Here is a 13,941-nt window from a genome sequence, read left to right as displayed (position 1 = left end):
CGGAAGTTAAGCTCTTCAGCGCCGATGGTACTGCATGGGAGACTGTGTGGGAGAGTAGGACACCGCCGGACATTTTTTGTAGGAAAGGGCCCCGCCGTTCGGCGGGGCCCTTTCTCATTTCATGGGTCGGGTGATGTGCGGCCGCGCACGAAGGTGTCCCACAGGATCGCGGCGGGTTCGGCGGTGGCGAACAGCGACTCGGCGCGGGAACGGTCACCGTCCAGGTGGATCAAGGTCTGCATGCCGAGGAACATCGCGACCGCGATCATGCCGAGGTCGCGGGCCGGCGCCATGTCCTCGAACGGTGTCCCCGCCACCAGGCGCTGAACCGCGTCGGCCGCGAAACGCGACCACGAATCGACGTGCGCGAGAAGCTCCGAACGGAGCCGCTCCGAGGTCGCCGAAGCCGTGACGAGTTCCTGCACGGCATCGATATGCCCCTTGTCCTGCATGTCCTCGGCGTACAGGGCGCGAAGCCGGGAGATCAGCTCGGTGGCGTCCGTGCAGGACCCGAGGGCCTCCTCGTAGCGGGCTCGCCGGGCCTTGCTGGTGTGATCGAGCGCCGCGACGAGAAGAGCCTCCAGGTCGTCGAAGTGGTAGTAGATGACGCCCGGCGCGAAACCGCCCGTGCGGGCGATCGAACGTGCCGTCGTCCCGCCGTACCCTTCCACGGCGAGTGTCCGGACGGCCGCTTCGAGGAGACGTTCGCGGGTCTCCGCGCGTGACGCCATTCGCTCAGATCACCTTCCGGGGTTTCACACCCGCCTCGGCGAGGACGGGGTCGAGACGCCGCGCGAGCCGCGCGAGATGGTGACTCGGCACCTGCGGATACAGATGATGCTCCAAGTGGTAGGTCAACTCCAGGAACATGGCGGGAACGACACGTCCGCGCAGGGTGTGCGTTTGCGTGAGCGGCGTGTCCCCGTAATGGCGGTGGGGGAGATGGACGGTCAGCAACGGATAAACCCAGCTTCCCACGATCATCATGACGGCGTACACGAGGAGTCCCCGGGACAGGGCGGCACCGGCCGCGACCGCGGTGAACGGCAAGGCGGCCTCGGCCAGCAGCCACAGTCGCCCGGTCGTCCCGGCGCGCCGGTACGCCCACCACCAGAGGCGAATGAGGAAGACCGGCCCGTAGAGGATCGCTCCGACCGCTGAAAGGTCTGCGGGATATCCTTCCGGGTCGTCGTCGCTGGGAAATGTACGGTGGTGCTGCAAATGCGTGGCCCGGTAGGCGTGACCGCTTTCCAGCAGTACCGCGCCCAGCAGGAACAGGGCCCATTCCGTCGATCGCCAGCCGAGCCCCAGCGACCGGTGGACGACGTCGTGCGTCGCCGTCACCACCGCCACGAAGACGCCGAACGCGATCAGCGGGGTCAGCCACCACCAGCCCGCGAGCCACGCCGAGGCGAACAGGGCGATTCCCGCGTAGGGCAGCGACAGGGTGAGAATCCGGCGCGGACGCGTCGTGACGAGCAGGTCGGTCCCGAGTTCGGACAGCTTCGGCAGCGTCATCGGCGCACCGCCGTCCGCCGCGCCGACCTGAGCGCCTCGTCCGCGACGATCCTGCTGCCGAGCGCGCACGCGACCGTGCCGAGGCCGGGCCAGGTGGAGTCGCCCACCAGCCACAGGCCGGGCACCCCCAGCGAGTGCGGGACCGCGTTCTGGTTGGCGTTGCGCGGCGTCTGGCGCGGGCCGCCGACCGCGCCGCCCGGCCGGAACGCGAACCGCTCGTACGAGCGGGGCGTCGCCACCTCCCAGACCCGTGCGCGTTCCCCCAGGCGAGGATGGACACGGTGGGCCAGGTGCACGAGACGATCCCCGATCGCCTGTTTGCGGGCCTCGTACTCGGCGTCCGGCAGCCCCCGCCACCCGGCCAGCCCGGTGTGCGTGGAGATCATCACGGCGCGGTGGCCCGGTGGTGCGCTCTCGATGTCGCCCGGAGCGGACACCGACACGAACATGTTGTTGCCGTCGCCGAGCGGCCGGTCGTAGTCCTGCAGCAGTTGGTGGTGGGTGAACTCCTGCCCGGCGACCTCGTCGTCCGGCACCCCGAGGAACACGGCGATCGCGCCGCCCAGGTCCAATTCGTCCCGCTCCAGGTAGGGCCGGAGCGGGCCCGCCAGGGCGGGGACGACCCGTGCGGTCGTCGCGGCGGGCAGGGCGCTCACCACCTGCCGGGCATGGACGACGCCGCGGGCGGTGTGGACGTCGAACGCCCCGGCTCTCCCGGACACCCGAACGACCTCGCAGCCGACACGGAGCCGCCCGCCCATCTCGCCGTAGTGGGCGACGAATCGCCGCCAGAAGCCGCGCATTCCGCCGTCCGCGCGGGTGAGGCCCGCGCCGCGGATCGTGACGCCGAGCGCGGCGTTGATGAGCGGCGCCCGGTCGACGGTGCTGTGCACCGTGTCCTCCACCAGCATTGACAGCAACCCGACCAGCGGCGCGTCCCCGCGCAGGCGGTGCCGGGCCAGGACGTCACCGAGGGTGGTGTTCAGGTGGCGGGCGAGGGGGAGACCGCGCGGCCCGAGCGCCCGCAGGTTGTGCACCGCGTCGGCGGGCCGGCGCATCGGCAACCGCACCCCGGCGCGGCTCGCGTCCCAGAACACCTCCGCGATCCGGTCGAGCCGCGCCCAGAAAGCCCGGTGTCGGGGACCGTCACCCAGCACCCGCAGCCGTTCGCGGTGCCAGGCCCGCGGGTCACGGTAGAGGGTGACCTTGCGGTCGGGCAGCCAGCCGACATAGCCGGGCAGCGCCTCCCCGGGAACCGGGCCCATGCCGATGCCGTCGAGGAGTTCCGCGCCGACACCGCCGGGTTCGAAGTCCACCATCGTCGTCGCGCCCACGTCGAAGGAGAAGCCCCGCCGCCGGTAGTAGCCGGCGCAGCCGCCCACATGGCCGTGCGCCTCGATCACGATCGTGGACACGCCCGCGGCCTGGAGCCGCGCCGCCGTCGCCATCCCGGCGAGCCCGCCGCCGAGCACGGCCACCTCACACGACGCCGGGAACCGCGCCGCTCGCGGCGACCGCGTCTGAACACCTGTTCTGAACATGTGTTCAATCTCTGCCCGGGGCGGTGCTCCCGTCAATGCGCACAACCGAAGAATCGGCCGGACACCGGCCCGGGCCGCACCGGGCATGGCCTAGGGTCGGCGCATGTCGCTGTCGCCTCGCCTGGAAAAGATCGTCGACGCGCTGCCGCTTCGACCGGACATGCGGGTCCTGGAGATCGGATGCGGTCCCGGCGCCGCCGCCCGCGCCGTCGCCGCCCGGCTCGACACCGGGCACATCCTCGCGATCGACCGGTCCGCCAAGGCGGTCGAGCAGGTGAAGGCCGGTTCGACGGACGAGATCGCGTCCGGGCGTATGAGCGTCCGGCGGTCCACGATCGAGGACTTCACCCTGGAACCCGGAGAGGCGCCGTTCGACCTCGTGTTCGCGGTCCGGGTCGGCGCCCTCGACGGACGCCACCCGGAGGCGGGCCGCGAAGCCGTGCGACGCATCGCCGCCGCCCTCGCGCCCGGCGGCCGACTGTTCATCGACGGCGGCGACCCGCTCCGGGAACTTCCCGTCTGAGCAGCGCGTCCACCTGCGCCGCCAGTGGACGCGCGGCGGCCAGCCGGTTGTCGACGGCGGCGTGCGGGACGGGCGGCGGCTCGTCCGGGCGCATGCGGGCGGTGAACGCCTCGAACGCCGCCAGTTTCCCGGTGTCGCGGGACGAGCCGCGTTCCTCCAGGCGGCGGCGCAGCGTCACGGCGTCCGCCCGGATCCAGACGAGCCGGACCGGCGGGCCGCCGAGGGCGCCGACCCACCCCTCCCACCGCGAGGGCGAGCGGATAAGGCCGGTGAACGGGCCGCTCAACAGCACCGGGCAACCGTGGGCGCGGATCTCCCGGGCCGTCGCCGTCATCCCGTCGTACTCGTGCGGCTTGACGTGCTCGTCGTACCAGGGCCCCTCACGTTCGCCCGGGTCGCGGCCGGACGCCGCGAGGGTCGCCTCGACGAACGGTCCGTACATCGTGTCCTTGTCCAGCAGCGCGGGGACGGGACGCAGCCGCTCCAGCAGCAGCTCCGAGACCGTGCTCTTCCCGGAGCCGGGCGGGCCCGCCACCACCCACGCGGTCGCGGAGGTCACGTCGACAGGCGCATCCGGCGGGTCGCCAGCCGTTCGATGCGCTCCTGGTCGATCTCGTGTCCGAGACCCGGCTGGGTGAGCGGAACGCCCACCACCCCACCGGACGAGCGGACCGGCGGCGTCACGAACACCGGGCCGCCCGCGGGGTCGGACACCTCGCTCGGCAACGTGCAGCCCGGCAACGCGGCGAGCGCGACGGCCGCGGCCTGCCCGATCCCGAACACGCCGGACCCGCTGCACCACACGTCCCACCCCGCCGCGTACGCCAGGTCGTGCGCGCTGCGGGCCGCGGTCAGACCGCCGAGCCGCTCGAGCCGCAGATGCAGGGCGCGGCCCGCCTCCAGGGACAGCGCCGCGTCGAGGGTCTCCAGGTCGCCGACGGCGGGTGCGACGGCCGCGCTCACCCGCAGTTGGAGCCGGGCGTGCGCCGCGAGATCCCCGGCGGGGAACGGACGCTCGATCACCGCGAGGCCGTAGGAGTCGAGCCCCTCCAGGACGGCCAGATGCTCCGGGGACTCGGTGTAGGCGTGGCCCGCGTCGGCGACCAGCGCCAACGCCGGGTACGCCTGCCGGATCGTCCGGACCGGCTCGATGTCCCAGCCGGGACGGATGTCCAGGGTGACCCGGGTGTGGCCCGCTCCAACGGCCTGGTTCACACGGCCCGCGATCGTGTCGATCGCGGCCTCCGGCGCGATCCGCGCTCCGGTCACGATGGACGTGCGCGTACCGCCGAGCGCGTGCGCGAGCGGCAGGCCACGCGTCCGGCACCACAGGTCCCAGCAGGCGGTGTCGATGGCGGCGGCGGCCTCCCGCGCGCCGAGGTCGGCCGCGGCGGACACATCCTCCGGACGGTCCCAGTCGAGCCCGATCAGGGCCGGGCCCATCCGCTCCTCGAGGTCGGCCCAGGCGCGGCCGTCCGAACGGTCCGGGACGGCCATCTCGCCCCAGCCGACCGCGTCACCGCCGGTGAGACGGACGAGGACGCTCTCCGGCCGCCGCCCGCGCGGCATCGCGACACGGAAGGCGTCGCAGCCATCGATCCGGGGCACCCGAACCCGCCTTTCGGAAACAGTCGAGGAAGTCGAGGACGTGGTCCCCTCAATTCTCCCCCCTTCACGGACCGCGCCGGCACGAGCGGCCGCCCGTCCTCGCCGTCCGCCAAGAAAAGGGCGGGACGCGGGTCAGGAGGGGCAGCTCGCCTCGAGCGACACCGGCTTGCTCGGCGCCTTCGTCGGCGTCCCGCCGTCGTCCGTGGGCGTGCCGGTCGCGGACGGCGCCCCGCTCGGCCCCGCGACGGGCGGCGAGACGGTGGGCGGCGACGTGCTCGGGTGGCTGCTGACCTGGCGCGGCCCGGTGTTGACGGCGTCGGACGCCAGCTTGCGGATGAGGTCGAAGTCGGGGCTGCCCGTGTAGATCAGCGGCGGAACGAACTGGAGGCTGTTGATCTCGGCGCCGCTCTTGACCCTGTTGGACAACTTCATCAACGCGGGCAGCAGCTCCTGCGGGATGTCGGTGGACAGGGTCCGCTTGGCGGCGGCGGCGAGCTTGTCGAAGCTGGTCAGGACGGTCTGCGGGTCGGCCTGCTCGGCGATCGCGCGCATCAGGCACTTCTGCCGGCCCATCCGCACGTAGTCACTGCTGTTGGTACGGGACCGGCCGTACCAGAGGGCCTCCTTGCCCGACAGCTTCCGGTAGCCGGGCTGGAGGACGTCCCCGCGCAGCCCGTACGGGATGGCCTGGTCGACCTTGATCTTGACGCCGCCCATGGCGTCGACGATGTCGGCGAACCCGAACATGTCGACGAGGATGTAGTAGTCGACGCGCAGGCCGAGGATCCCGGCGATGGTCGCCTTCAACAGCTCGGGGCCGCGGTGGTTCTTGGGGACGCCGGGCACCACGTCCGGGTGGTCCTCGGCGTACTGGTACACCTCGTTCAACAGGCCGGGCGTCTGCGGGCCGTCGCCGGTGAAACCGTACGGGAAGCGGTCGCGGGCCGGGCCCGGCGGCAGCGGGAAGCCCTCCAGGTTCCGGGGCAGGCTCAGCAGCACCGTGTCGCCGGTCTCGGTGTCGACGCTGGCCACGGTCATGCTGTCGGTGCGCACGCCGCTGCGGTTCTCGGCGGCGTCACCGCCGATGAGCAGGATGTTGACGCGGGGCTGCCCGTCGAAGGGATCATCGACGTCGACGTGCCTGCCGTTCTCGCTCCCGGTGCGGAAGATGCTGGTCAACGCGTCCCTGGCGACATAGCTCTTGTGCGCCGACCAGCCGGCCGGAACGGCGACGGTGAGGCACATCACGCCCACGGTCACGATGCCGAGCGAGCGGGCCCCGCCCGACATTCCGGCCGGGCGCAGGACCTGGTACGAGCGGATCACCACGGCGATCCACAGCAGGCCGAGGATGACGAGCCCGGCGGTCAGCCGCTCCAGCATGTCCGGTTGGACGGCGAACTGCGGCAGATCCGAACGGTACGCGGTGGCGGCGACCGCGAGGGACGTCACGAGCACCAGGTAGAGCGCGAGCAAAAGGCCGCCGACGACGCGGCGGCCGACAACCAGGTGGGCGACGCCCCACACCAGGGCGGACGCGAGCGTCAACGCCAGCGCGCGGATGAGCCCCCCACCGGACGGACGATCCGCGTCCCCCGCTCGGGCGTGCCGACTCGCCGATCGCCCCATGGACACTCCGATTCCCACCCACCGTGAAATAAGCCCCGACTCACATTAATGACGCTCGGAACCGGGCAAAGGTTGCGTGGAAGTCGGCCGCGTGCGAGCGCGCGCTACGTCAGGTGCAGCTGTTGCTCAGAATATGCAGTCCACGCGTCTCGCGGGTACCGGAGGCCGAATCCCGCACCGCCAGCGTAGTCAACTTCCTGATCTTGTGGTAGTCGGGACGCCAGGTCGAGATGAGCGGTGGAACGAACTGCAGGCTGGTGATCTCGGCGTTCCTGATCTTGGCGGCCAGATCGACGAGCGGTGGCAGCAACCGCTGCGGGAGATCGGTGTTGACGGAGTCCTTGAACACCGTGGTGAGCCGCTGGAAGCTGCGCAGCACCGTGAGCGGACCCGCCTGGCGGGCCAGCGCCCACATCAGGCATTTCTGGCGGCTCATCCGGGCGTAGTCGCTGCTGCCGGTCCGTGACCGTCCGTACCAGAGGGCCTCCCGGCCGCTGAGCCGCCGGCAGCCGGGTCGCAGCACCCCCGCCGGCACCTGCTGCCTGGGCACGGGCACCGCCTCCGCGACGCACACCCGGACGCCGCCGACCGCGTCGACGATCTGCCGGAAGCTGCGCATGTCGACCATCGCGTAGTAGGGGACGGGACGGCCGAGAATGTGAGCGACGGTCCGCTTCAGCAACTCGGCTCCCGGGTTCTCGACGTGACCGCCACCGGCCAGCACGCCCGGGCGCCGGATGCCGTCCCCGTACACGGCGTTCAACAGCCCCTCGGGTGGGAACGGCACCCGCTCGGTGCCCGACCACACCGGCACGTGCTGCAGGTTGCGCGGCAGGCTCAGCAGCAGCGTGTCACCCGTCCTGGTGTCGACGCTGGCGACCGTCATGCTGTCGGTGCGGACGCCGGGACGGTCCACGTCCGCGTCACCGCCGATGAGGAGCACGTTGAGACGCGACATGCCCGCCCACGGGTCGCGGGCGTCCGGCGCGCCGCTCGCCGGCCCGGCCGCGCCCCGCCCCGGCTCCTCGGCGAACAGGCTCTCGACCAGGTCGCGCTGCAAGTAGCCGTAGTGGGCGACGGTCAGCGGCGGGACGACGACGAGCAGGCACAGGACCGACACGGTGGTGCCCCCGGCGAGCCGCCACAGCGGCGACAGTCCGTCCGGCACCAGCAGGGCGTAGGAGTGGATGATCAGCACCGCCCACAGCCCGGCGAGGAGCACACCGCCGCCCGACACCGCCAGCAGCCAGCCCGGCCGCACCGACAGCTCCATGAACAGGGACCGGCCCTGCGCGACGGCGAGCGCGGCGCCGACCACCAGCAGCGCCTGCGCGCCGAGCAGCCCGGCGCCGAGCCGGACCCGGCCGGCCCGCAGATACGCCAGGCCCGGCAGCGCCGGGGACACCGCGGCGATCACCAGCGCCTCCGCCAGCCGCCGCGTCCCCCCACCGATCGAATGGCCCTCGACCATGCTCCGCCCCCTTCGGAGACGAAGACCCCCTTCTCCGCCCCAGAACAAGAGCGTGCAGGTCAGACCACTCTGAGTGCCATGTCGGACGCGGCGTGTCGTGAAAGCCACGCTGTCCGTGACGCAGATTTCACCAACTGCTGGACAGTGGCATTCCCTCGGCGTAGCCGGACGAGCTCTGCACGCCCACGGTCGCGCGCTCGTGGAACTCCTCCAGCGTGCGGGCGCCCGCGTAGGTGCAGGCGCTGCGCAGCCCGGCCACGATCGAGTCGACCAGGTCCTCGACGCCGGGCCGCTGCGGGTCGAGGAACATCCGGGACGTGGAGATCCCCTCCTCGAACAGCGCCTTGCGGGCCCGGTCGAACGGCGAGTCGTCGGCGGTGCGCAGCCGCACGGCCCGCGCGGACGCCATGCCGAAGCTCTCCTTGTACAGCCGCCCGTCGGCGTCGCGTTGCAGGTCGCCCGGCGACTCGTAGGTGCCGGCGAACCAGGATCCGACCATCACGTTGGCCGCGCCCGCCGCGAGCGCCAGGGCCACGTCGCGGGGGTGCCGGACACCGCCGTCCGCCCACACGTGCCGGCCGAGGCGCCGTGCCTCCGCGGCGCACTCCAGGACGGCGGAGAACTGCGGGCGGCCGACACCGGTCATCATCCGGGTCGTGCACATCGCGCCCGGCCCCACACCGACCTTGACGATGTCGGCGCCCGCCTCGATCAGGTCGCGGGTGCCCTCGGCGGTCACCACGTTCCCGGCCACGACGGGAACGGCCGGGTCCAGGCCCCGGACGGCGGTGAGCGCCCCGATCATCTTGTCCTGGTGGCCGTGCGCCGTGTCGACCACGATCAGGTCGGCGCCGGCCTCCAGCAGCGCCTTCGCCTTGCCCGCGACATCGCCGTTCACGCCGACCGCGGCGCCGACGCGCAGCCGTCCGGCGGCGTCCACGGCGGGCTTGTAGAGGGTGGCGCGCAGCGCGCCGGTGCGGGTCAGGACGCCCGCGAGCCGTCCGGCGGCGTCCACGGCGGGCGCGAGCCGGTGGCCGCGCTCGTGGAGGCGGTTGAACGCCTCCCGCGGGTCCACGCCGCTCGGCAGCGTGACCAGGTCGCTGGACATGATGTCGCGCAGCTGCGCGAACCGGTCGACGCCGGCGCAGTCGGCCTCGGTGACGATGCCGACCGGGCGGTCGTCCTCGACCACGATCACGGCGCCGTGGGCGCGCTTGTGCAGCAGCGCCAGCGCGTCCCCGGCGGTGCCGGACGGGCCGAGCCGGATCGGGGTGTCGACGACCAGGTCGCGTCCCTTCACCCAGCCGATCACCTCGGCGACCACCTCGACGGGAATGTCCTGGGGAAGGACCGCGACCGCGCCGCGGCGGGCGACGGTCTCGGCCATGCGGCGGCCGGACACCGCCGTCATGTTCGCCACCACGAGCGGCACGGTCGTGCCGCTCCCGTCCACGGTGGCGAGGTCGACGTCCAGACGCGACTCCACCGACGAGCGGCGGGGGACCATGAAGACGTCGTTGTAGGTGAGGTCGTGAGCGGAACGCTCACCGTTCAGCAGGCGCACGGCTGTACTACACACCAATCGCGGGTCGGGGTGGCGAGGCCACCGTCCAGTGTCGGCCATACCCGGTGATGCTCTCGCCACGCCGCACCACGCGTACAGCCCTGGTCGAACAGAACTTCACGACGTGGTGGAAACCGTGCAACGTGAGGCTTGGCTCTCTGTAAAGTTACCTCTTGACGTAACTGCGCCCTCGATGCACTTTTCTTACATGTGCCTCACGCGGGCGGCGACACCGCCGTAGGGGCGTGTACATCAGAACACCGGGAGAAGCGCATGCAACCCACGCCCTTGGACCCGGTCAGCCGCGCTTCTCCGCGCCGCGGGCCGCCATGGCCGCGCGGCGATCGACAGAGTGTTCCAGCCCACCGTGCGCGCCCGCCGCCGCCCCCGCCGTGCCCGGCCCGCGTGCAGAGCCCGCCGCGTTGCGCTCTCGGACGGGAGTGGACGGCGTCCAAAACGTCGCCGCGCGAACCTGTCGCAGACGCTTCGACGGCCGCCGGGCACGGTGAACACGAGCAAGATCAATATTTGACGTCATACCGTCCTGAAATGGAATGATCTTGCAGTTGCCGACAAACCGATTCATGACACGTCGAGGAGGAGAGCCGTGCTGGATGCGGTCGACGCCGTGCTCGTCCGCGAGCTCCAGCGGGATGGCAGGGCGACGTTCCAGGCGCTCGCCGATCGCGTCGGGCTTTCCCGCACGGCCGTGCGGGCACGGGTGCAGCACCTTCTCGAAACCCAGGTCGTCCGCGTCGTCGGCATCGTGCACGCCGCCGTCGTCGGCGCGGAGGCGATCGGGCATCTCTCGGTCACCGTCGACGGCTCGGCCAGAAAGGTGGCCGGGCTCATCGCCGAGCGTCCCGCCGTCAGCTTCACCGCGCTGACCGCGGGCCCGCACGACCTGGTCGCGCAGGTGCGCACCCGCGACGACGCCGCCCTCGCCGCCGAGGTCGACCATGTCAGGTCGGTCCCCGGTGTGCGCGTGGCGGAGGTGTTCCGGTCGGTGGCCACCGTGCGCGACACGCACGCGGTGGTGCGCGACCTGGAGGACGTCAGCCTCGACGCCATCGACTGGCGGCTCCTGCAGGAGCTGCAGCGCGACGGCCGCGCCCCCTACACCAGGCTCGCGCACATCATCGGCCTGTCGCAGGCCGCCACCCGGGCCCGGGTGGTCCGGCTGATGCGTTCGGGCGTCATCCAGGTCACCGGCCTGGCCGACCCGCTGGCCCTCGGCGCGGCCGAGCTCGGCGGGTTCGGGCTGGTGGTCACCGGAGCGCTGCGCAAGGCCGCCGAGGCGGTCGCCGCGAAGGACGGCGTCCGCTACCTGGCGACCGGATTCGGCCGCTACGACATCGTCGGGCAGGCCGAGGCGGCCTCGCGCGGCGAGTTGGTGGCCGTGCTGGACGCCATCCGGGCCGTGCCCGGGGTCACGGTACGGGAGTCCTGGCACCACCTGGACGTGGTGAAGGAGTCCTACACCGTCGAACTTCCCGAGCAGCCCCTCAACGGGTCGTCCTGACCGGGGACCTCCCGCCCTGGCCACGGCGCGCACCGTGGCCAGGGCATCCTTCGCGCCGTTCAGTGCCCGTCGCGGGCCGTGCCCTTGGCGAACGTCAGGAAGTCGCGGGCGGCGGGCGGAAGCTTGCGGTGCGCGTGCACGATCCCGCTCATCCGGGTGATCGGCGGCATGAACGACCGGACGGTCACGCCCTCGGTGTCGTCGATCTGGTTGCGGTACCACAGCAGCGAACCCATCCCGGCGCGGACCAGACCGAGCCACGCGCCGCGCTCGTCGGACTCCACCGCGGCGACCGGTGTCGCGCCGATCCGCCGCAACACGGTGTCGATCTCGGCGCGGCGGGCGGTGCCGCGGGCGGGCAGCACGAGCCGCATCCCGTCCAGCGCGGCCAGCGGCACCGGCTCGCGCACCTTCAGCGTCGGCGGTGAGATCAACACCACCTCCCGCTGCTCGTAGGGGTGGGCCGTCATGTCGCCCGGCACCGGCAGGTCGGTGAGCGCGAGGTCGGCGCGACCCGCCCGCAGCGCCGCCGCGACCCGGTCACGGTCCTCGCAGCGGATCACCCGCACCCGGACGGCGGGCTGGTTCCGCGCGAACCGGGGGAGAAGCCGCCCGGTCAGCTCCGGTTCCAGCGTCGACGTCACGGCGATGCGCAGCTCGGTGCCGCGCCCGTCCGCCCGGGTCACCGCCAGCCCCTCGATCGCCGAGACGGCGCCGAGCGCGACCCGGGCCTGCCGGACCACCTGTTCGCCGACGGCCGTGAGGGCGACGCCGCGACCCGAACGTTGGAACAGTTCGACGCCGAGTTCGCGCTCCAGCTCCCGGACGGCCCGCGAGAGCGCGGGCTGGGCCACATAGAGAGCCTGGGCCGCCGACGTCATCGTGCCGTGGTCGGCGGTCGCCACGACGTAGCGCAGCTGCCGCAGATTCATGCACCGACCGTATGCCAACGAACCTCTCGTGGCTTGGACATAGCCGGAATCGGACCGGAATTGAACCACTCCGGCCGGTGATCATGGATGCGGACGTCCCGGAGCCGCCTCGGGGTCGGGCTGCAACTGCGGGGCGCCGACTCCGCACTGGTGTCTGCACTCCGGTTCGACCGCCGCGCCGGACGGGGCCCGCAGCGCGTCGTCCCCGACGGTCAGGAAGCTCAGCACCGCCCCACCGACGAGCATCGCCGCGCACACCGCCATCGCGATGCCGAACCCGTGCGAGAAGTCGCCGGGATCGTCGTAGGCGTCGCCGGTCAGCCCCGCCAGCGGCGGGATCGCCGCGACCGCCAGCAGCCCCGCCGCCCGCGCCACCGCGTTGTTGACGCCGCTGGCCACGCCCGCGTGACGGACGTCCGCGGAGGCGAGGACGGTGGCGGTGAGCGGCGCGACCACGGCCGACAGCCCCAGCCCGAACACGATCACGGCGGGCAGCACGTCCCGCACATAGGACGCGTCCGCGCCGATCCGCCCGACCATCAGCGTCCCGGCGGCCGCCACCACCAGCCCCACCGTCATCGGCAGCCGCGGACCGATCTTCTGTGCCAGCGCGCCCGCCCGCGCCGACAGCAGCAGCATCGCCGCCGTGACCGGCAGCAGCGCCGTCCCCGCGGCGATCGGCGAGAACCCGCCGACCACCTGCAGGTTCAGCACGAACAGGAAGAACATCACGCCCATCCCGCCGTACATGACGAAGGTGACGACGTTGACGGCGGAGAACTGCCGGGAGGCGAACACCTCCAGTGGCAGCATCGGCCGCGGCGTCTCCCGACCCGCCCGACCGGCGCCGCCGCGGGCCCGCTCGACCGCGACGAACGCGACGGCCGCCGCGACGCCCCCCACGGCCGCGGCCGTGATGACCGTGCGGGACGCGCCTCCGCCGGGCGCCTCGGTCAGCGCGTACGTCGTCCCGGCCAGCGCGAGCGCCGCCAGAACCGCGCCGAGCACGTCGAACCGCCCCCGCGCGCCGGGATCGACGCTCTCCGGGACGTGCCGGACCGCGACCAGGAGCACCACGGCCGCGAGCGGCACGTTCAGCAGGAACACCCAACGCCAGCCCGCCGCCTCCACCAGCCAGCCGCCCGCGAACGGCCCGATCGCGCCGGCCACTCCACCGAGCCCCGACCAGGCCCCCACGGCCCGGGGACGGTCGTCGGCGGTGAACGACGCCTGGATGATCGCCAGCGAGCCCGGGGTGAGCAGCGCCCCGCCCACGCCCTGCAACGCCCGTGACACCACGAGCATCTCGATGTTCTGGGCCACCCCGCACAGCACCGACGCCACCGCGAACCACACGACGCCGAGCAGGAAGATCCGGCGCCGCCCATAACGGTCCCCGAGGGAGCCGCCGAGCAGGATGAACCCGGCGAGCGTCAACGTGTAGGCGTTCACCGTCCACTGCAGCCCGGCCATGTCGGCGTCCAGATCCCGCGCCAGCCTCGGCAGCGCCACGTTCACGACGGTGGCGTCGAGCATCGCCACGCTCGAACCGAGGACCGTCGCCAGCAGGATCCAGCGACCCGGCCCGGACTTCAGCCGGACGTCCGGCGCCCCCTCACCTGCGGCCATGCCC

General features: G+C 72.5%; 12 protein-coding genes and 1 rRNA gene. 3 read left to right on the top strand and 10 right to left on the bottom strand.

The genetic code is table 11. The annotated features are described in order from the left end of the window. A 5S ribosomal RNA gene (gene rrf, locus BZB76_RS36875) occupies positions 1-71 on the top strand; the annotation flags it as partial. A gap of 48 nt (positions 72-119) precedes the next feature. Here rrf and BZB76_RS33935 read toward each other — a convergent pair. From BZB76_RS33935 to BZB76_RS33925, 3 genes are read right to left on the bottom strand one after another with little or no spacing between them, the layout of a single operon-like run. Next, positions 120-731 carry a TetR/AcrR family transcriptional regulator gene (locus tag BZB76_RS33935; protein WP_121438546.1) on the bottom strand — a complete coding sequence of 204 codons (612 nt, stop codon included), beginning with the start codon at positions 729-731 and terminating at the stop codon, positions 120-122. 4 nt (positions 732-735) lie between these two features. Beyond that, on the bottom strand, positions 736-1,518 hold the full coding sequence (locus tag BZB76_RS33930) for a fatty acid desaturase family protein (RefSeq protein ID WP_121438545.1): 783 nt from the start codon (positions 1,516-1,518) through the stop codon (positions 736-738). Then, on the bottom strand, positions 1,515-3,059 hold the full coding sequence (locus BZB76_RS33925) for a phytoene desaturase family protein (protein ID WP_121438544.1): 1,545 nt from the start codon (positions 3,057-3,059) through the stop codon (positions 1,515-1,517). Before BZB76_RS33925 ends, BZB76_RS33930 begins: the two co-directional genes overlap by 4 nt. Positions 3,060-3,162: 103 nt before the next feature. On the opposite strand from BZB76_RS33925, the gene BZB76_RS33920 reads away from it, so the two are divergent. Next, a complete protein-coding gene (locus tag BZB76_RS33920) occupies positions 3,163-3,582 on the top strand; it encodes an SAM-dependent methyltransferase (protein ID WP_121438543.1) in 420 nt (139 codons plus the stop codon). Here BZB76_RS33920 and BZB76_RS33915 read toward each other — a convergent pair. From BZB76_RS33915 to BZB76_RS33895, 5 genes are all read right to left on the bottom strand, one after another. Further along, positions 3,542-4,141 (bottom strand): P-loop nucleotide/nucleoside kinase family protein, encoded by a 600-nt coding sequence (locus tag BZB76_RS33915; protein WP_121438542.1) that lies wholly within the window; start codon positions 4,139-4,141, stop codon positions 3,542-3,544. The genes BZB76_RS33920 and BZB76_RS33915 overlap by 41 nt on opposite strands. Next, positions 4,138-5,190: an enolase C-terminal domain-like protein gene (locus BZB76_RS33910; RefSeq protein ID WP_121438541.1), complete on the bottom strand. Its 1,053-nt coding sequence runs from the start codon at positions 5,188-5,190 to the stop codon at positions 4,138-4,140. The genes BZB76_RS33915 and BZB76_RS33910 overlap by 4 nt, the downstream gene beginning before the upstream one ends. A 132-nt stretch (positions 5,191-5,322) precedes the next feature. After that, positions 5,323-6,819 carry an LCP family protein gene (locus BZB76_RS33905; protein WP_121438540.1) on the bottom strand — a complete coding sequence of 499 codons (1,497 nt, stop codon included), beginning with the start codon at positions 6,817-6,819 and terminating at the stop codon, positions 5,323-5,325. Positions 6,820-6,928: 109 nt separating this feature from the next. Then, positions 6,929-8,290 carry an LCP family protein gene (locus BZB76_RS33900; protein ID WP_121438539.1) on the bottom strand — a complete coding sequence of 454 codons (1,362 nt, stop codon included), beginning with the start codon at positions 8,288-8,290 and terminating at the stop codon, positions 6,929-6,931. 127 nt (positions 8,291-8,417) lie between these two features. Continuing rightward, the gene (locus BZB76_RS33895) at positions 8,418-9,854 is read right to left on the bottom strand and encodes a GuaB1 family IMP dehydrogenase-related protein (RefSeq protein ID WP_121438538.1); all 1,437 of its coding nucleotides are present in this window, start codon (positions 9,852-9,854) and stop codon (positions 8,418-8,420) included. A 607-nt stretch (positions 9,855-10,461) separates the two neighbouring features. Here BZB76_RS33895 and BZB76_RS33890 point away from each other — a divergent pair. Further along, positions 10,462-11,376 (top strand): Lrp/AsnC family transcriptional regulator, encoded by a 915-nt coding sequence (locus BZB76_RS33890; protein WP_117402959.1) that lies wholly within the window; start codon positions 10,462-10,464, stop codon positions 11,374-11,376. A gap of 59 nt (positions 11,377-11,435) precedes the next feature. On the opposite strand, the gene BZB76_RS33885 is transcribed toward BZB76_RS33890, so the two are convergent. Together BZB76_RS33885 and BZB76_RS33880 are read right to left on the bottom strand one after the other, a co-directional pair. After that, entirely contained in the window at positions 11,436-12,308 is an 873-nt protein-coding gene (locus tag BZB76_RS33885) for a LysR family transcriptional regulator (RefSeq protein WP_121438537.1), read from the bottom strand. 81 nt (positions 12,309-12,389) lie between these two features. Beyond that, positions 12,390-13,937 (bottom strand): MFS transporter, encoded by a 1,548-nt coding sequence (locus BZB76_RS33880; protein ID WP_121438536.1) that lies wholly within the window; start codon positions 13,935-13,937, stop codon positions 12,390-12,392. Positions 13,938-13,941 lie beyond the last annotated feature (4 nt).

The organism is Actinomadura pelletieri DSM 43383 (assembly GCF_003634705.1).
GTDB classification, from domain to species: Bacteria; Actinomycetota; Actinomycetes; order Streptosporangiales; family Streptosporangiaceae; genus Spirillospora; species Spirillospora pelletieri.
The sequence above is the reverse complement of the archived record's forward strand: the minus strand, read 5'-3'. Positions and strand labels throughout refer to the sequence as shown.